This is a genomic window from Meridianimarinicoccus zhengii (assembly GCF_003254465.1).
In the GTDB taxonomy this organism is placed as follows: domain Bacteria; phylum Pseudomonadota; class Alphaproteobacteria; order Rhodobacterales; family Rhodobacteraceae; genus Meridianimarinicoccus; species Meridianimarinicoccus zhengii.
Genome location: NZ_QDFI01000038.1, coordinates 23,532 through 41,204, shown reverse-complemented (window position 1 = coordinate 41,204; position 17,673 = coordinate 23,532). Strand labels below are relative to the sequence as shown.

The following is a 17,673-nucleotide window of genomic DNA, read 5'->3' as shown; positions in this document are numbered from 1 at the left end:
CGGGCAATCCCCGGCATAACACGACGGAGACGGGCCACCCCGAAACGAACATTGGGTCCTTCTGACGCCTGCCGGGGTGCTTGGCGGGCTGACGATCGTGTCTTTCGGCATCGTCGCGATGGTGCTCGACGTGACGGTGATGACGGCATTCCTGCATCAGGACCGGCACCGCGTGCTGTCGTCGCTGCGATCTGCCGCGGACTTCACGTTGGGCGCCCTGCCGCGGCTGCTGCATTTCGCCGTTACCTTGCTGGTGCGCGTGCTGATTCTGGTGGCGCCGTTCGTCGCCGTGGCGGCGCTGATCGCGTGGGGTCTGCTGCGCGATTTCGACATCAACTATTACCTTGCCGCGCGTCCGCCTGCCTTCGTGGCCGGGGCGGTCCTGATCGGGTGCGTCGCGCTAGTCATGGGCGCACGGCTTGTCGCGCGATTGAGCGGCTGGGCGCTCGCACTGCATTACACGGTTCTCGACGGGCTCCCGGTCCGCATGGCGTTCGACCGGAGCGACGCGGCGATGAAGGGCCACCGACGCGGGCTCGTCGGCGCGCTTGCGTGGTGGTTCCTGCTGCGGATGGCACTTGCGGCGGTCGTCGGGTCGGTCGCGGGGATGATCGCGGCGGAAATGCCGGGGCTGTTCGGCGAACGGTTGCATCCGCTGGCCGTCGGCGTCGTCCTGCTGGGCGGTGCGTGGGCGCTGGCGAACGCCGTCGTGAACGCCTTGGCCAATGGCACGCTGGCCGATCTGCTAAACCGCCAGTTCGACCGCGCGCTTGCGGGCCGACGCCCTGCGGCGCTGCCGCAGGGCGCTGCGCGTGGTGCGGGAAGGTATCGGATTGCCCCGGCGCATGTGGCGATCGCCATCGTGGCACTTCTGTCGGTCGCTTCCGTGGCATCGGGGGGTGTCCTGCTTCAGGCCATCGATGCCGAGACGGATGTCGCGGTGATCGCCCATCGCGGCGCCGCGGGCACACGGCCGGAAAACACCATGGCCGCGGTCGTCAAGGCAATCGATGACGGTGCCGACTGGATCGAGATCGACGTTCAGGAAACGGCGGACGGTGCCGTGATCGTGGCCCATGACAGCGATTTCATGAAATCTGCGGGTGTGCCCACCAAGGTCTGGGATGCCACGCTGGCCGATCTTGCCGGTATCGACATCGGAAGCTGGTTCGACCCTGCATATGCCGCGGAACGCACGCCCCTGTTGCGCGACGTGCTGGCGGCTGCCGACGGCCAGGCGAAGGTGCTGATCGAATTGAAGTACTACGGCCACGACGATGATCTCGAGAACCGTGTGATCGCGCTTGTGGAAGAGGCGGGCATGGTCGACCGGATCGCCACCATGTCGCTGAAATACCCCGCCGTGCAGAAGATGCGGACGCTGCGCCCGGACTGGCGGACCGGCGTGCTGGCTGCGACCGCGGTAGGGGATCTTGCGGGGCTGGAGGGCGATTTCCTGGCCGTGAGCACGCACCAGGTGTCCACGCGACTTGTGGCGCGGGCCGACGCCGCGGGCAAGGACGTGTACGTCTGGACGGTGAACGATCCGGCCATGATGTCGCGGATGATCGCGCTCGGGGTGGACGGGCTCATCACGGACCATCCTGCACGCGCCCGCGCCGTCATCGGCGAATACCGATCGCTGCCCACGGCGAGCCGCCTTCTGCTGGCACTCGGCAACCGGATCGGCACCACCTTCGATCTTGGGCCACAGCCGGAGCAACGCCCGTGAGGGCAGGCGCGTGGGCGGTTCTGGCGGTGCTGCACGCTGCGGGTGCCTCCGCCGCGGACACAGGGGACGGCGCGCTGACCGCGCTGCGCCGCACGCTGGAGATGCCGTTTCACGAAGCCCTTTTGGCGGTCATCGTCGACCCGGACACCACGCTTGCGCCCTTCACCACGGACGGGTGCAGCGGCGGGCTTTCGGCGGCATGGGACGTGGCCGCGAACCTGTTTCCCGAGTTCGCCGCGGCCCATGACGGCCGCCCCCCGTGGGAGGATTGCTGCATCGACCATGACCGGCGTTATCACGATGCCGGGGGCGCGACCGAAGCCGCCCAAAGTCACGATGCCCGCCTTGCGGCGGACGAGGACTTGCGCCGATGCGTCGTTGCCGCGGGCAACATGCGCGCCGGGGCGCTTGCCGATTACTACGGCGTCACCGAAGCGCAGGTGCGACTGGCCTATGGGGCGGTCAGCGACGCGATGTTCAACGCGGTCCGTTTCGGCGGTGCGCCCTGTTCCGGACTGCCCTGGCGCTGGGGCTATGGCTATCCGGGTTGCTTCGTCTTGTCGGAGTGACGGTCAGCGACCGCGCCCGATGCGGCGGCGCGCTGCCACGCGCCATCCGTCCGCTGTGGCGCCGTGTCATGGCGGTGCCAGAGGGGCGACGGCCAGCCATGTGACCCGGCACGAGCGGGATTCGGCGCCGGGTTCAGCGCAGCCGGCGTTCGGTCTGCCCGTCGAAGAACAGCGCGTCGCCGGGGTCGAAATCGACCACGACCGCCGAGTCTTCGGGCAAGTCCGTGTCCCCCCGTGTTTCGACGATCATCTTGCCGCCGTCGGGCAACACGAGATGGACATACGACACCCCGCCGAGCCGCTCGCGCAGGTCGAGCCGGATCGGCGACGACCCAGCCGACAGGCGCAGCACCTGCGGGCGCAGTCCCACCAGCACGTGCGCGCCATCTGCGGGCAGTGCCACCGGGGTCGGCACGACGCGGTCGCCCAGCATCGGCAGGCGAACGCCGCCGCCGGCCACGACACCCTGCACGAAATTCATCGACGGCGACCCGATGAACCCGGCGACGAAGCGGTTGTCCGGGTCGTTGTAAAGATCCATCGGCGCGCCGACCTGTTCGACCCGACCCGCGCGCAGCACGACGATCTTGTCGGCCAGCGTCATCGCCTCCACCTGGTCGTGGGTGACATAGATCATCGTCGCGCCGATTTCCTTGTGCAGGCGCGCGATCTCCACCCGCATGTCCACGCGCAGTTCCGCATCGAGATTCGATAGCGGTTCGTCGAACAGGAACACGTCCGGCCCGCGCACGATGGCGCGCCCGATGGCAACGCGCTGGCGCTGCCCGCCCGAAAGCGCCTTGGGCTTGCGCGTGAGGAGCGGTTCCAGCTTCAGGATGCGCGCGGCCTCCGCCACCTTGGCGGTGATTTCGGATTTCGGGTGGCCGGTCATCTTCAAGCCGAAGCCCATGTTCTCGGCCACGGTCATGTGCGGATAAAGCGCGTAGGTCTGGAACACCATCGCCACGCCGCGCGCGGCGGCCTCGATCCGGGTGACATCGCGACCGCCGATATGGATGCTGCCGGTCGTTGTCTCCTCCAGCCCGGCGATCATCCGCAACAGCGTGGACTTGCCGCAGCCGGACGGACCCACGAAAACGCAGAATTCCCCGTCTTCGACGGTCAGGTCGATGTCGTGCAGCACCTGCGCGTCGCCGTATTTCTTCACAGCCTTCGAAAGCGTCACGCCTGTCATTGGCCCGGTCCTTCCTGGTTCACTCGGGGAATTGCCATGTCTCGGCCGCCTCGGCGATGCGGTTGGCCGTGTCCTGCAGGGCGGGCCGCAGGGCGGCAAGATCGCCAAGACTGTTGCGCCGGGTGGTGGTCGTGATCGACAGCGCGCCCAGCACACGCCCCTGCGCGCCCAGGATCGGGGCCGCGATGCAGATGATGCCGGGTTCATGTTCCTCCCGGTCAAAGGCGATGCCGTCGGCGCGGATCGCATCCAGTTCCGCACGCAGCGCGGCAGCGTCCGTCAGGGTCGCGGGGGTGTGCCGGTAGAAGGATTGCATGGCGATGCATTCCGCACGCTCTGCATCGGGCAGGAAGGCCAGCATCGCCTTGCCGACGCCCGTGCAATAACCCGGACCGACCTTGCCCGCCTCGGAGAACATGGCGACGGGGTGGCGCGCGTTACGCTTGTCAACGTAAAGGACCTGTCCCTCGTCGAGTTGCGCGAGATGGACGGTTTCGCCCACCTCTGCCGACAGCCGGTCAAGAAACATGCGAGCGACCGGCGCGAGCGAGCTTTGCCGCCACGCCGCGTGCGCGAGACGCACCAGCCGCAGTCCCGGCGCATAGGTCTGCGCGCCCGCGTCATAGGCCAGCATGCGCTGGTTCACGAGCGTCTGGAGAAGCCGATAGAGCGTCGCCTTGGGCTGGTCCGACCGTGCCAGAAGTTCGGCAAACCGCACGGGTCGGTTGAAGCCCGCGACCATGTCCATCACGGCAAGCGCCTTGCCCACCGTGCCATCCGCCCTTCGATCCGGCCTGTCCTGTGCCGTCATGCGCCCATCCTCCCGCGCCGGTCATTACCTGCGCGCCCCTGTTGACAGGCATACGGGGAATCGCCCATAGTTTCAATAGTTGGAAACAGGTTTCATTATGTGGAACATGGAATCCACGATCAGGGAGGAGACCACGATGAAGACCTTCACCTCGGCGCTGGCCGTGGCGGTCGGCCTTGCCGCGCCCGCAGTTGCCCCCGCAGTTGCCCAAGACCTGTCGGGCACGCTGACCATTTTTTCGGACATGTCCAATCCGGCGCCGCGCGCCGTCATGGAAAAGCTGGCGTCGGATTTCGACGCCCTGCATCCCGATCTCGATGTCGAACTCACGGTCATCGACCGCGAGGCCTACAAGACGCAGATCCGCAATTTCCTGACCGCGAACCCGCCGGACGTGGCGAACTGGTACGCGGCAAACCGGATGCGCCCCTATGTCGATGCAGGGTTGTTCGAGGACGTGTCGGACCTGTGGGCGGAACCGGAGATCGCCGAGAATCTCGCCTCCACCAAGGGCGCCCTGACGCTCGACGGCAAGCAGTGGGGTGTTCCCTACACCTACTACCAGTGGGGCGTGTATTACCGCGAGGATGTCTACAACGAACTGGGCCTCTCGGAGCCGCAGGACTGGGAGGCGTTCAAGTCCAACTGCCAGGCGATCCTCGACTCGGGCCGAAAGTGCTTCACGATCGGCACCAAGTTCCTGTGGACCGCGGGCGGCTGGTTCGACTACCTGAACATGCGCACCCATGGTTACGACTTCCACATGGCCCTGACCAACGGTGAGGTTCCATGGACGGATGACCGCGTGCGCGCGACCTTCGCCAACTGGCGCGAACTGATCGACATGGGCGCGTTCATCGACAACCACCAGTCGTATTCGTGGCAGGAGGCGCTGCCCTTCATGATCAACGGCGACGCCGCGGCCTATCTGATGGGCAACTTCGCCGTGGCCCCGATGCGCGAGGCCGGGCTGGGCGACGACCAACTGGATTTCTACCAGTTCCCGGTGATCGACCCGGACGTCGAATTGGCCGAAGATGCGCCGACGGACACGTTTCACATTCCCAGCGGGGCGGACAACAAGGAAGCGGCGCGTGCCTTCCTGCGCTACGTCGTGTCCGCGGATGTTCAGACCGCCATCAATGCCGGTGATGCGCTGGGGCAGTTGCCGGTGAACGCGTCCTCGTCCGTCGATGACGACGAGATGCTGGAGCAGGGTTTCGCGATGCTGTCGTCGAACAGCCCCGGCGGGGTCGCGCAGTTCTTCGACCGGGACGCACCCGCCGAGATGGCGGCGATGGCGATGGAAGGGTTCCAGGAATTCATGGTGTTCCCCGACAATCTCGACGACATCCTCGCCCGCCTCGAACAGGCCCGCCAGCGCATCTACTGACCGCGCGGCGGGCGGGGGGCACCCCCCCGCCCGTCACGGCCAGCCGCACCATGGGAGCATCGCCATGACCGACACGGCCCCGCCATCCATCGCCGCGCGTCGCCTGAACGGGCAGGCGCTGGCGCCTTGGCTGTTCCTCGCCCCCGGTGTGCTGTTCTTCCTGTTCTACGTCGTCTTCCCGATCTTCCAGAGCTTCAACCTGTCGTTCTATCGCTGGGACGGGCTCGGCGCGGCGGAGTTCGTGGGCTTCGGGAACTACCGCGAACTGATGACCGACCGTGCATTCGAGGTGTCGATGTGGAACAACCTCAAATGGCTGGTCCTGTATCTGCTGGCGATCCCGGCGGGGCTGTTCATCGCCCTGTTCCTGAACCAGACCGTGGCTGGCATCCGCATCTACAAGTCTCTGTTCTTCTTTCCCTTCGTCATCAGCCAGGTGGTCGTGGGGCTGGTGTTCACGTGGTTCTACGATCCGACCTTCGGGCTGTTGAACACCATGCTGGGCTGGGTCGGCGCCGGGCCGATTAACGTGCTGGGCGACCCGACGCTTGCGACCTATGGGATCATCGCCGCGGGGCTGTGGCCGCAGATCGCCTATTGCATGATCCTGTACCTGACCGGGCTGAACGCCGTGGACCCCGAACAGGTGGAGGCGGCGCGGCTGGACGGCGCCAAGGGCTGGCGCATGCTGTGGTACGTGATCGTGCCGCAATTGCGCCCGGCGACCTTCATCGCCTTCGTGGTGACGATTATCGGCGCGCTGCGCAGCTTCGACCTGATCTCGATCATGACCAATGGCGGGCCGTTCGGATCGACCCGGGTGCTGAGCTTCTACATGTTCGAAAAGGCGCTGTCGGAATACGGGTTCCGTATGGGATACGGGGCCGCCATCGCGGTGGTGCTCTTCCTCATCATGCTGGTGTTCATCGGCTATTTCCTCTGGACCATGTGGCGGCAGGAGCGGGGACGGTGAGCGCCATGTTCCGCGACCTGCATCCGGCGCGAGAGGGCTGAGCGATGTTTCCCAGACCGATCCAGAGCCAGTCCGCCGCCGCCCAGGCCACCTATTGCGCGATGCTGCCGCTGGCGCTGATCCTGTGGCTGGCCCCCCTGATCGCGGTCGCGGTGTTTTCCATCAAGCCCGACGTGGATTTCTCTTCGGGCAACTACTGGGGAATGCCTTCGACCTTCGCGGGGGCCGAGAATTACGGCAAGGTCTTTTTCGAGTCGGACATGCCGCGTTACCTCATGAATTCGGTCCTGATCACGGTGCCCACGGTGATCGGCGCGGTGGCGCTGTCGTGCATGACGGGCTTCGCGCTGGGGGTCTACAAGTTCCGCGGCAACCTGTGGATCTTCTTCATGTTCGTGGCGGGCAATTTCGTGCCCTTCCAGATCCTCATGGTGCCGGTGCGTGACCTGACGCTGAACATGGGGCTTTACAACACCAAGCTGGGGCTGGTGCTGTTCCACGTCGCGTTCCAGACCGGATTCTGCACGCTCTTCATGCGCAACTTCATCCGCGCGCTCCCGTTCGAGCTGATCGAGGCCGCGCGCGTCGAAGGCGTGGCCGAGTGGCGGATTTTCTGGTTCGTCGTGCTGCCGCTGATGAAGCCCGCCATCGCAGCGCTGTCGGTGCTGATCTTCACCTTCATCTGGAACGACTATTTCTGGGCCGTCGTGCTGACGCAGGGCGCCGAAAGCCAGCCCGTGACGGCGGGCATCACCAGCTTCAATGCGCAGTATCGCGCGGCCTATCACCTGATGAGCGCGGGCAGCATCGTCGCCGCCCTGCCGCCGGTGGCGATGTTCTTCCTGATGCAGCGCCACTTCATCGCCGGATTGACACTGGGAGCCGTGAAATGACCCCACCCCGGATCGCCTTTATCGGTGCGGGCAGCACCATCTTCATGAAGAACATCGTGGGCGACTGCCTGCACGTGGACGCGCTGCGCGGGGCCACATTCGCGCTGATGGACATCGACACGGCGCGGCTGGAGCAGTCGGCCATGGTCGCGCGCAAGCTGATCGACAGCATGGGCGCCCCCGCGACCGTGGAGGCGACGCAGGACCGGCGCGCGGCGCTCGACGGGGCGGATTTCGTCGTGACCGCGTTTCAGGTCGGCGGCTACCGGCCGTCCACCGTGATCGACTTTGATGTGCCGAAAGCGCACGGCTTGCGCCAGACCATCGGCGACACGCTGGGCGTGGGCGGCATCATGCGCGGCCTGCGCACCGTGCCGCATCTGTGGGCCGTGGCGGCGGACATGGCGGAGCTGTGCCCCGACGCGCTGATGCTGCAATACGTCAACCCGATGGCGATCAACACATGGGCGCTGGCCGAACGCTTCCCGCGCCTGCGGCATGTGGGGCTGTGCCATTCGGTGCAGAACACCGTCGCGGAACTGGCCCATGACCTCGATCTGCCCACGGACGAGATCCGCTACCGCGTTGCGGGCGTGAACCACGTGGCGTTCTTTCTGGACCTGACACATGGGGGCACGGATCTTTATCCCCGCCTGCGCGACGGCTATGCCGCCGGGCGCCTGCCGAAGCCGCCGCTGCTGATGCCACGATGCCCGAACCATGTCCGGTACGAAGTGATGGACCACCTGGGGTATTTCTGCACCGAAAGTTCGGAACACCTGGCGGAATACGTGCCGTGGTTCATCAAGAAGGGCCGCCCCGACCTGATCGAGAAGTTCCGCATCCCGCTCGACGAATACCCGCAGCGCTGCGTCGAGCAGATCTCCGACTGGCAGGCGCAGGCCGAGGCGTTCCGGGCTGCCGACCGGATCGACCACCCGCGCAGCCACGAATTCGCCGCCGACCTGATGGCCGCAGTGGTCGCCGACCGGCCCTTCACCATCTATGGCAACCTGCCCAACCGCGGGCAGGCGCCGCAACTTCCCCTTGGCGCCGCGGTGGAAACGCCGTGCCTCATGGACGGCAACGGCATCCAGCCCACCGTGGTGGACGACATCCCGCCACAACTCGTGGCGCTGATGCGCACGCAGATCAACGTGCAGGAGTTGGTAGTCCGCGCGCTGGTGGACGAAGCGCCAGCGCACCTTTACCACGCTGCCATGCTCGACCCGCACACCGCCGCCGAACTGGACCTGCGCCAGATCCGGGCGCTGGTGGATGACCTGCTGGCCGCCCATGGCGACATGATCCCGGCCTGGGCGCGCACCGCTCGTGCCGCCTGACAGACAGACGAAGGACCGACATGACCAAACGACGCTCCGCCGCATGGTACGGCAAGCTGGACCGCGACGGCTTCATCCATCGCTCGTGGATGAAGAACCAGGGCTTTCCCGACCACGTCTTCGATGGTCGCCCCATCATCGGCATCTGCAACACGTGGTCGGAACTGACGCCCTGCAATTCCGGCCTGCGGGATCTGGCCGAAGGCGTGAAGCGCGGCGTGTGGGAGGCGGGGGGCTTTCCGGTGGAATTCCCCGTGACCTCGTTGGGCGAGACGCAGATGAAGCCGACCGCGATGCTGTTCCGCAACCTGCTGGCGATGGACGTGGAGGAATCCATCCGCGCCTACGGCATCGACGGGGTGGTGCTGCTGGGCGGCTGCGACAAGACCACGCCGGGGCAGGTGATGGGGGCATGTTCGGTGGACCTTCCGTCCATCGTGGTCAGTTCGGGGCCGATGCTGAACGGCAAGTGGCGCGGGCGCGACATCGGGTCGGGCACCGACGTGTGGAAGTTTTCCGAAGCGGTGCGCGCGGGTGATATGACGCTCGCGGATTTCATGGCGGCGGAATCGGGGATGAGCCGGTCCAAGGGCGTGTGCATGACCATGGGCACGGCGTCGACCATGTCCAGCCTGATGGAGGCGATGGGCCTCAGCCTGCCCACCAACGGCGCGCTTCCGGCGGTGGATGCGCGGCGCATGGCGCTTGCGCATCTGACCGGCAAGCGCATCGTGGAAATGGTGGAGGAGGATCTGAAGCCCTCCGACATCCTGACCAAGGCCGCCTTCGAGAACGCCATCGTCGCCAATGCGGCCGTGGGCGGGTCCACCAACGCCGTGGTGCATCTTCTGGCCATCGCGGGGCGCGTCGGCGTGGACCTGAGCCTTGACGACATAGCGGCGGGGGCGGACGTGCCGCTGCTGGTGAACTGCATGCCGTCGGGCAAGTACCTGATGGAGGATTTCGCCTATGCAGGTGGCGTTCCGGCCGTGCTGGCGCAGCTGCGCGACCGGCTGCGCCCTGCGCGCACGGTACTGGGGGGCGATATCGCCGCCTATGCCGAAGGGGCGGAGATCCTGAACGATGACGTGATCCGCCCGGTGTCGAACCCCGTGAAACCCGCTGCCGGGCTGCGCGTGCTGCGCGGCAACCTCGCTCCAGACGGGGCCATCGTGAAGCCCTCGGCCGCGACCGACCGGCTGCTGGAACACGAAGGTCCGGCCCATGTCTTCGAGAATATCGAGGACATGAAAGCCAATATCGACCGCGACGACCTGCCCGTCACCCCCGACACGGTGCTGGTGCTGAAAGGCTGCGGGCCCAAGGGTTATCCCGGCATGCCCGAGGTGGGCAACATGCCGATCCCCGCGAAGCTGGTGAAGGACGGCGTGCGCGACATGGTCCGCGTGTCGGACGCGCGCATGTCGGGCACGGCCTTCGGCACGGTGATCCTGCATGTCGCCCCTGAGGCGCAGGCGGGCGGGCCGCTGGCACTTGTGCAGACGGGCGACCGGGTGCGCGTCAGCGTGGCCGAGGGGCGGCTCGATCTGCTGGTGGACGACGCGGAACTCGCAGCCCGCCGCGCCAAGTGGCAGCCCGATCCGCCACGCTACGACCGGGGCTATGCGAAGCTCTACGTCGATACCGTGCTTCAGGCCGACCGCGGCGCGGATCTCGATTTCCTGGTGGGCAAGGATACCCGCCCCGTCACGCGGGAGAGCCACTGATGACCGCCACGTTCCACGACCTGAAGGACGCATCGGTCTTCATCACCGGCGGCGGTTCCGGCATTGGTGCGGCGCTGACCGAAGGGTTCCTTGAACAGGGCGCGCGGGTCGCCTTCATCGGGCGGTCCGACGCATCGGCCTATGTCGAGGACGTGGCCGCGCGCACCGGCAACCGGCCGCTGTTCGTGCAGGGTGACATCACCGACACGGTCGCTTTGCAGGCGGCACTGGCACAGGCGGCGGACGCCCACGGGCCTGTCACCGTGCTCGTGAACAACGCCGCAAACGACCAGCGGCACAGGACGGAAGAGGTCACGGAGGAGTTCTGGGACCGGTCGCAAGCAGTCAACCTCAAGGCGTATTTCTTCGCCTGCCAGGCGGTGATCGCCGGGATGCGCGCCGCGGGCGGCGGGGCGATCGTGAATTTCAGCTCGGTCAGCTACATGATGGGCAATGCGGGCTACCCTGCCTATGTCGCGGCCAATGCGGGGATCACCGGCCTGACGCGGGGCCTGGCGCGGGAATTCGGCCCGGACCGTATCAGGGTCAATGCGCTGGCACCCGGCTGGGTTCTAACCGACAAGCAGTTGGAAATGTGGGCGGACGCGGCGAGCCTTGCCGCGCATCTGGACCGGCAGTGCCTGAAGGATCACCTGAAGCCCGTGGACGTCGTGCAGGCCACGCTGTTCCTTGCGTCCGATGCCAGCCGCATGATGACCGGGCAGGCCATGGTCGTCGATGGCGGCGTTGTGGTGACAGGATGACCGGGGCCGCGAGCGGTGCCGACCGCAACCCCGTGGACTGGATCGCTGTGGACTGGGGCACATCCGCAGTCCGGGCTTGGGTCATGGCTGCCGACGGCACGGTGATCGCGGCGCGCCATGGCGACCGTGGCATGGGCGGGCTGTCGCGGGACGGGTTCGAACCAGCGCTGCTGGACCTCGTCGGCGATGCGCTGCCCGCGCATGGCACCGTGCCGGTGATCTGCTGCGGGATGCTCGGGTCGCGACAGGGCTGGGCCGAGGCACCCTATGCCGCCGTCCCCTGCGCGCCGCCCGGGATCGAGCGGGCCACGCGGGTGGCCACACTCGACCGTCGGCTCGACGTGCATATCCTGCCGGGCATCCGGCAGGATCGGCCAGCGGACGTGATGCGCGGGGAAGAGACGCAGATCGCGGGCTACCTTGCCGGGGACCCGGGCTTCGACGGGGTCCTGTGCCTGCCCGGCACCCACACGAAATGGGCCCATATCAGCGCGGGCGAGGTCGTCAGTTTTCGCACCTTCATGACCGGCGAGATCTTCGCGTTGCTGTCGCAATCCTCCGTGCTGCGTCACGGGCTTGACCTGGACGGCTGGGACGATGCCGCCTTCGAGACGGCGGTGGGCGATGCGATGTCCCGGCCTGCGGGCTTCGCGGCGGAGCTGTTCTCGCTTCGGGCGGCGGGGCTGCTGCACGACCTGCCGGGGCCCGCCGCGACCGCGCGCCTGTCGGGACTTCTCATCGGTCTGGAACTCGCCGGGGCGCGGCCGCATTGGCTGGGGCAGGATGTGCGCGTGATCGGTTCGGGCCGGATCGCGCAGGCCTATCGATCTGCGCTCGCGGCGCAGGGTGCGCCGGTGAAGCTGGTCGAAGGGGACGACATGGTGCTGAAGGGGCTGGCCGCCGCGCGCGCGGCTTTCGCGGGGGGCACCCCATGAGCGACGACCGGACCCCGCACCGACCTGAAAATGCCCCCGCCGGTGTGGCCGGATCGGGCCGACATCCAAGCCTTGCACGCCGCTCCACGCGCGCGACATGAACGGAGACCATGCCATGAGCCGACCCCTGATCGCCATCCTGCGCGGGATCACCCCGTCCGAGGCGGCGCCGGTGGCGCTGGCATTGGTCGCGGAAGGTATCGACCGGATCGAGGTGCCGCTGAACTCCCCCGACCCTTACGACAGTATCGCCGCCATGCTCGAAGCCGTGGGCGACCGCGCGACCGTCGGCGCGGGCACGGTGCTGGATACCAGGGCGGTCGCCCGGCTGGCGGGGATGGGTGCGCGCATGGTCGTGTCGCCGGATTGCCACCCGCCGGTGATCGAAGCCGCCAAGGCCGCCGGATTGCTGTCCTATCCCGGTGTGTTCACCGCGTCCGAGGCGTTCGCCGCGTGGCGCGCGGGGGCCGACGGGCTGAAGCTGTTCCCGGCATCGCTCATGGGGCTGGACGGATTCACGGCGCTGAAGGCCGTGCTGCCGCCGCACCTGCCGTGCTTCGCCGTGGGCGGTGTCGGTCCCGACGATTTCGCTGCATGGCGTGCCGCGGGCATCGCGGGATTCGGTCTGGGATCGGCGCTCTACAAGCCGGGGCTGGACGTGGACGCGGTCACGCGCCGTGCCCGCTCCATCGTCACCGCGTTTGACGAGGCCTTTCGATGACCATGACCGACAGCATCGCGACCGTGTTCGACGCCACGCCGTGCAGTCTTGGCGAGGGGGCATTGTGGCACCCCGAGCGCGGCCAGTTTTACTGGTTCGACATCAACGCGGGTGCCCTGATGACCCGCACGGACGGCGAAACTCGCCGCCACGCGTTCGGCGAAACCGTGTCCGCCGCGGGGTGGGTGGACCGCGATACGCTGCTGATGGCGTCTGCTTCCGGGCTCGACCGGCTGGACCTGCGCGACATGACGCGGGCGCGGGTGGTGGCACTGGAGGCCGACAATCCGGTGACACGATCCAATGACGGGCGCGCCGATCCGTGGGGCGGGTTCTGGATCGGGACCATGGGGCGCAAGGCGGAACCCGGCGCGGGTGCCATCTATCGCTTCCACGGCGGCAAGCTGGAAATGCTCGTGGGCGGCATCACCATTCCCAACGCGATCTGCTTCGCCCCCGACCGGTCCTGCGCCTACTGGTGCGATACGGCCGAAGGCATCATCTGGCGCCAGCCGCTCGACGCCGAGTCGGGCTGGCCTGAGGGCGGCCGCGCGCCCTTCGTGGATGCGCGCGGCGAAAGCTGGGGGCCGGACGGCGCGGTCGTCGATGCTGCGGGCTGCCTGTGGAACGCGCAGTGGGGCGGGGGGCGCGTGGCGCGCTACGACACCAGCGGCGCGCTGATCGCCACCTGGGACCTGCCCACGGCGCAGCCGACCTGCCCGGCCTTCGGGGGCGCGGAACTTGACCGGCTGTTCGTGACGACCGCCGCCGAGGGCATTGCCGACGATCCGGCGGCGGGCCTGACCTATGCCATCGATGCGGGCGTGACCGGTCTACCGGAACATCGGGTGATCCTGTGAGCGGCCTGAAACGCGGTCTCGGGGTCTGCTACTACCCCGAACACTGGCCCGAGGACCTTTGGCCCGAGGATGCCCGCCGCATGGTCGAGGCGGGCCTGACATGGGTGCGCATCGGCGAATTCGCATGGTCGCGGCTGGAGCCGGAACCGGGCCGGTTCGACTGGGGCTGGCTGGACCGCGCCATCGATGTTCTGGGAGGCGCTGGGTTGCGCATCGTGCTGGGCACACCTACCGCCACGCCGCCGCGCTGGATGCTGGACAAGCACCCGGAAATGCTGGCCTGCGACGCGAACGGGCACCCGCGCAAGTTCGGGTCGCGCCGCCATTACTGCTTTGCCCATGACGGGTATCTGGAGGAAGCCCGCCGGATTTCACGGATCGTGGCGGACCGCTATGGCCGCAACCCGCATATCGCCGCGTGGCAGACCGACAACGAATACGGCTGCCACGACACGGTGCTGTCGTGGTCGCCCGCGGCGCGGGATGCCTTCCGCCGCTGGTTGGCGGACCGCTATGGCACGATCAACACGCTCAACGCCGCGTGGGGCAACGTGTTCTGGTCGATGGAGTACGCCGCATTCGACCAGATCGACCTGCCGAACCTGACCGTGACCGAACCCAACCCGGCGCATTCCCTCGCCTTCCGGCGCTTCGCGTCGGAAATGGTGGTGCGGTTCAACCGCGCGCAGGTGGACGAGCTGCGCCCCCGCACCGACGCGCCGATCCTGCACAACTACATGGGCCGCGAAACCGCGTTCGACCATTACGATGTCGGCGCGGATCTCGATATCGCAACATGGGACAGCTATCCGCTCGGGTTCCTCGAGGATCGGGTGGGTGCCACGCCCGAACGGCAACGCGCCTATGCACGGCAGGGTGATCCGGATTTCCAGGCGTTTCACCACGACCTTTATCGCGCCGTCGCGGAATGTGCGCCCGGGGACGGACCGCCACGCTGGTGGGTGATCGAACAGCAGCCCGGTCCGGTAAACTGGGCGCCTGTTAACCCCGCGCCGCTGCCCGGCATGGTCCGGCTCTGGACGTGGGAGGCGTTCGCCCACGGGGCGGAGGCCGTGTGCTATTTCCGCTGGCGGCAGGCGCCTTTCGCGCAGGAACAGATGCATGCGGGGCTGTTGCGCCCCGACAGCGCGCCCGCGCCGGGATTGGCCGAGGCGCGGCAGGTGGCGGAGGAGTTGCGGGATGCCCCCGATGTCTCCATCGGGCGTGCCCAGGTCGCGCTGGTCTTCGACTACGACGCGGACCGGGCGTGGCAGGTGCAGCCGCACGGCGCGGGGCTGACCTATTTCCAGCTGGTGTTCGAACATTACCGCGCGTTGCGCCGCGCGGCGGTCGATATCGATATCGTGCCGCCGCGCGCCGCGGCCATGCGCGACCGTGCGCTGATCGTTGCGCCGGGGCTGATGCACATGCCTGATGCATTGAAGGACGCGCTGTCGAACGCTGCGGATGCAGGCACCGAGGTCTGGCTGGGCCCGCGCAGCGGCGCACGGGATGGCGATTTCACCATCCCCGTGCCCTTGCCGCCTGCCATGCCGGGCCTGAACGTGACCGTCGCGCGCGTCGAAACCATGCGTGCCGATCTGCCCGTACCGCTGGACGGTGGCGGCGCCGTGGTCGGCTACCGCGAGGAGATCGAGGGCGCTGCGGACACCGTGTTGCAGGCAATGGATGGCACACCCGTCGCGGTGCGCTCCGGGCGGCTGACCTACATGGCGGGCTGGGGCGACGATGCGGCACTCGACCGGCTGGTGGCCGATCTGTGCGCGCGTGCTGGGATCGGGACGGTCGAGCTACCCGAGGGTCTGCGCTGTCGCTCCGCCGGTGACACGCGGTTCTGGTTCAACCACACGGGCGCGGAAGTGGTTGGCCCGGCCGGAGCGGTTCCGGCGGCGGGCGTTCTGCGCGAGTCCCCCTCGTGAGCTTCGGTATGGTCCTTTCAAGACGTGCGACAGATGCACGACCCGCGATCATGGACCGTCGTTCCGGTCAACCGGGCCGATTCCTGTCGCGACGCCCGGTGGTGGAAGCTCAGCACGGTGCGCGATCGACTTGGTCGACCGTGCTGCGCCCGGGAAGGGCCGCCGCCACTTGTACCGGACCGACGGTCAGGAACTCGGAACGTTGTGATCCGTGATCCGGATTTCGACCACTTTGCGCGTCACTTCCTTTCCCGAAAGACTTCTGGGCTCGACATCGATGTCGCCGAAGCCTGTCACGGTGAAAGACGATTTCTTGCTCCCCCACGGAACGGCCCACTCGATCGTCATACCGGTGGAATGGTCTTCCGCGTCCACGAACCGGATTGAGCCGACAGCGCCGACGACAGCATTGTTTGAGCCGCGCGCGAAGAACACAGTTGTCGTCGTGCTCCGCTTTTCGATCGGATGAACTTGCTCTACTACGCCATGCTCGACGTTTCTTTCCTGTTCCACGAACCGTCTTGGCGTGTGGTTCTTCGCTGCGACGTAAAGATGCTGATACGCAGCCTGCGGCGAAACTTCCGTCATTTTCTTTCCTCACTCTGATCCTACCAGCCACCGGGCGTTTCACTGCCGGAACTGGGAAGCACCCTAGATGATATCATTGTATGCCGCGCGGAACTCGTCGCGCCATGCGGCGATCGTTTCGTTCGCGAAGGTTTCGGCGCGCGTGCCGAGGCCCACCTTGTTCCTGATTTCTTCGGATACATTGCTCAGGTCATGGGGGTTCAGTTGACCAAAGCTGTTCTTCGACCCGATGAGCATGTTGCGATATCTGGTATTTATCTCGTGGAGTTCCGTAACCTGTTCGGCGACCAATTTCGTCTCGCCGATTTCCGCGAGCGCGCGCTCGGTTTCACGGGCCTCTTCGCAGATGCTCTGGATCAGCGAGGAATCTATTGGCGAGGTCAGTGTCTGCCCGTTCTCGATCAGGATTTCGGAGACCTCCTTCAGCATCGAGAATGGATAGCAGACATACCGGATTATCGCGCCGCTGTTGCTGGCCTCCTGCGCGAATTGCGAGTACTCACCCCTCATCGTCTGATAATTGTCGATGTTCATCTTCTTTGGGAGGATGCCATTCGTGCTTAGTTCTCCGTCGACGCTCCGGATCATGGCCGACGTTTCGCTTGAAAAGCCGTAACTCGCTTCGCCCGATCCCCCAGGGGTGTCGCCCTTTCCACCGTCGTTGATCTCTCCGCTGATCTTCGCGGCCGCTTCTTTCTTGGCGCTTTTTTCATGCAGTTTGATTTCCAGCGTTCCGTAGAAATACGCGCCCAGCACGCGGCCACCGACAAAATGCGTTCCGAAGCGCTCGACGAATGCCTTGGGGTCCTTTCGCAGCAGATCCTTGGCTTCCTGCCTAAGCTTGACCGAGCTGCTGACGTAATTGTCGCTCCCTGTCGCCATGTGGGCGCATTGCACCAGCAAAAGGCTCGTGTCGGTCACTGCGTGTTCAAAAGTCGTGTTGAACCCGGCCCCGACTTTTACACCATCCTTCGACCCGTCACCTTTGGCGCCGAATTCCTGCACTTCCTTCCAGCTGTCCTTGGTCTCGCAAACCCGAATTTTAGAGTTCAGCTGGCCCGGCTGACGGTTCTTCTCGACGATTTCGATGTCACTCTCAAATGGCGTTTCAGGGACGAGCGCCTGCGTCAGCAAGAAGACGCCATGTCCGTCCCGAATAGATGGATCATACGGCATCTCGAATGTGCCGATACCGTCATTGCTGCCCAATTTCCAAGCCTCCCATCTTG

At 66.4% G+C, this 17,673-nt stretch carries 16 protein-coding genes; 12 read left to right on the top strand and 4 right to left on the bottom strand.

Annotated elements, in window-relative coordinates; genetic code table 11:
- Window positions 1–97: 97 nt before the first annotated feature.
- Both DDE13_RS13130 and DDE13_RS13125 read left to right on the top strand, forming a co-directional pair.
- Entirely contained in the window at window positions 98–1,732 is a 1,635-nt protein-coding gene (locus tag DDE13_RS13130; protein ID WP_162630994.1) for a glycerophosphodiester phosphodiesterase, read from the top strand.
- Entirely contained in the window at window positions 1,729–2,301 is a 573-nt protein-coding gene (locus DDE13_RS13125; RefSeq protein WP_235868692.1) for a hypothetical protein, read from the top strand. The genes DDE13_RS13130 and DDE13_RS13125 overlap by 4 nt, the downstream gene beginning before the upstream one ends.
- 133 nt (window positions 2,302–2,434) lie before the next feature.
- Here the strand turns inward: DDE13_RS13125 and DDE13_RS13120 are convergent, their stop codons facing one another.
- On the bottom strand, window positions 2,435–3,496 hold the full coding sequence (locus tag DDE13_RS13120; RefSeq protein ID WP_111404743.1) for an ABC transporter ATP-binding protein: 1,062 nt from the start codon (window positions 3,494–3,496) through the stop codon (window positions 2,435–2,437).
- 19 nt (window positions 3,497–3,515) lie between these two features.
- Window positions 3,516–4,307 carry an IclR family transcriptional regulator gene (locus DDE13_RS13115; RefSeq protein WP_111404742.1) on the bottom strand — a complete coding sequence of 264 codons (792 nt, stop codon included), beginning with the start codon at window positions 4,305–4,307 and terminating at the stop codon, window positions 3,516–3,518.
- Window positions 4,308–4,443: 136 nt separating this feature from the next.
- Here DDE13_RS13115 and DDE13_RS13110 point away from each other — a divergent pair, with 136 nt between their 5' ends.
- The 10 genes from DDE13_RS13110 to DDE13_RS13065 all read left to right on the top strand — a co-directional run bounded on the left by DDE13_RS13110 (window position 4,444) and on the right by DDE13_RS13065 (window position 15,856).
- Window positions 4,444–5,700 (top strand): ABC transporter substrate-binding protein, encoded by a 1,257-nt coding sequence (locus tag DDE13_RS13110; protein ID WP_111404749.1) that lies wholly within the window; start codon window positions 4,444–4,446, stop codon window positions 5,698–5,700.
- Window positions 5,701–5,764: 64 nt separating this feature from the next.
- Entirely contained in the window at window positions 5,765–6,673 is a 909-nt protein-coding gene (locus DDE13_RS13105) for a carbohydrate ABC transporter permease (RefSeq protein ID WP_111404741.1), read from the top strand.
- A 44-nt stretch (window positions 6,674–6,717) separates the two neighbouring features.
- Window positions 6,718–7,566, top strand: a complete 849-nt coding sequence (locus tag DDE13_RS13100; protein ID WP_111404740.1) for a carbohydrate ABC transporter permease — start codon at window positions 6,718–6,720, stop codon at window positions 7,564–7,566.
- Window positions 7,563–8,909 carry an alpha-glucosidase/alpha-galactosidase gene (melA, locus tag DDE13_RS13095; protein WP_111404739.1) on the top strand — a complete coding sequence of 449 codons (1,347 nt, stop codon included), beginning with the start codon at window positions 7,563–7,565 and terminating at the stop codon, window positions 8,907–8,909. Before DDE13_RS13100 ends, melA begins: the two co-directional genes overlap by 4 nt.
- Before the next feature lie 20 nt (window positions 8,910–8,929).
- Window positions 8,930–10,636 (top strand): IlvD/Edd family dehydratase, encoded by a 1,707-nt coding sequence (locus DDE13_RS13090; protein ID WP_111404738.1) that lies wholly within the window; start codon window positions 8,930–8,932, stop codon window positions 10,634–10,636.
- Complete coding sequence (locus tag DDE13_RS13085; RefSeq protein ID WP_111404737.1) at window positions 10,636–11,400, top strand: SDR family NAD(P)-dependent oxidoreductase; 765 nt, start codon at window positions 10,636–10,638, stop codon at window positions 11,398–11,400. The genes DDE13_RS13090 and DDE13_RS13085 overlap by 1 nt, the downstream gene beginning before the upstream one ends.
- On the top strand, window positions 11,397–12,335 hold the full coding sequence (locus DDE13_RS13080; protein ID WP_111404736.1) for a 2-dehydro-3-deoxygalactonokinase: 939 nt from the start codon (window positions 11,397–11,399) through the stop codon (window positions 12,333–12,335). The genes DDE13_RS13085 and DDE13_RS13080 overlap by 4 nt, the downstream gene beginning before the upstream one ends.
- A gap of 115 nt (window positions 12,336–12,450) precedes the next feature.
- Window positions 12,451–13,056, top strand: a complete 606-nt coding sequence (locus DDE13_RS13075) for a 2-dehydro-3-deoxy-6-phosphogalactonate aldolase (RefSeq protein ID WP_111404735.1) — start codon at window positions 12,451–12,453, stop codon at window positions 13,054–13,056.
- On the top strand, window positions 13,053–13,916 hold the full coding sequence (locus DDE13_RS13070; RefSeq protein ID WP_111404734.1) for an SMP-30/gluconolactonase/LRE family protein: 864 nt from the start codon (window positions 13,053–13,055) through the stop codon (window positions 13,914–13,916). The genes DDE13_RS13075 and DDE13_RS13070 overlap by 4 nt, the downstream gene beginning before the upstream one ends.
- Window positions 13,917–13,921: 5 nt before the next feature.
- The gene (locus DDE13_RS13065) at window positions 13,922–15,856 is read left to right on the top strand and encodes a beta-galactosidase (RefSeq protein WP_111404748.1); all 1,935 of its coding nucleotides are present in this window, start codon (window positions 13,922–13,924) and stop codon (window positions 15,854–15,856) included.
- A 186-nt stretch (window positions 15,857–16,042) separates the two neighbouring features.
- Here DDE13_RS13065 and DDE13_RS13060 read toward each other — a convergent pair whose 3' ends face one another.
- A complete protein-coding gene (locus tag DDE13_RS13060) occupies window positions 16,043–16,444 on the bottom strand; it encodes an aegerolysin family protein (protein ID WP_111404733.1) in 402 nt (133 codons plus the stop codon).
- A 63-nt stretch (window positions 16,445–16,507) separates the two neighbouring features.
- The gene (locus DDE13_RS13055; protein ID WP_111404732.1) at window positions 16,508–17,653 is read right to left on the bottom strand and encodes a hypothetical protein; all 1,146 of its coding nucleotides are present in this window, start codon (window positions 17,651–17,653) and stop codon (window positions 16,508–16,510) included.
- Window positions 17,654–17,673 lie beyond the last annotated feature (20 nt).

Excerpts from the sequence above, each read along its gene's own strand:
- DDE13_RS13120 (WP_111404743.1), bottom strand. The coding sequence starts at position 3,496 with ATGACAGGCGTGACGCTTTCGAAGGCTGTGAAGAAATACGGCGACGCG.
- DDE13_RS13115 (WP_111404742.1), bottom strand. The coding sequence starts at position 4,307 with ATGACGGCACAGGACAGGCCGGATCGAAGGGCGGATGGCACGGTGGGC.
- DDE13_RS13110 (WP_111404749.1), top strand. The coding sequence starts at position 4,444 with ATGAAGACCTTCACCTCGGCGCTGGCCGTGGCGGTCGGCCTTGCCGCG.
- DDE13_RS13105 (WP_111404741.1), top strand. The coding sequence starts at position 5,765 with ATGACCGACACGGCCCCGCCATCCATCGCCGCGCGTCGCCTGAACGGG.
- DDE13_RS13100 (WP_111404740.1), top strand. The coding sequence starts at position 6,718 with ATGTTTCCCAGACCGATCCAGAGCCAGTCCGCCGCCGCCCAGGCCACC.
- melA (WP_111404739.1), top strand. The coding sequence starts at position 7,563 with ATGACCCCACCCCGGATCGCCTTTATCGGTGCGGGCAGCACCATCTTC.
- DDE13_RS13090 (WP_111404738.1), top strand. The coding sequence starts at position 8,930 with ATGACCAAACGACGCTCCGCCGCATGGTACGGCAAGCTGGACCGCGAC.
- DDE13_RS13085 (WP_111404737.1), top strand. The coding sequence starts at position 10,636 with ATGACCGCCACGTTCCACGACCTGAAGGACGCATCGGTCTTCATCACC.
- DDE13_RS13080 (WP_111404736.1), top strand. The coding sequence starts at position 11,397 with ATGACCGGGGCCGCGAGCGGTGCCGACCGCAACCCCGTGGACTGGATC.
- DDE13_RS13075 (WP_111404735.1), top strand. The coding sequence starts at position 12,451 with ATGAGCCGACCCCTGATCGCCATCCTGCGCGGGATCACCCCGTCCGAG.
- DDE13_RS13070 (WP_111404734.1), top strand. The coding sequence starts at position 13,053 with ATGACCATGACCGACAGCATCGCGACCGTGTTCGACGCCACGCCGTGC.
- DDE13_RS13060 (WP_111404733.1), bottom strand. The coding sequence starts at position 16,444 with ATGACGGAAGTTTCGCCGCAGGCTGCGTATCAGCATCTTTACGTCGCA.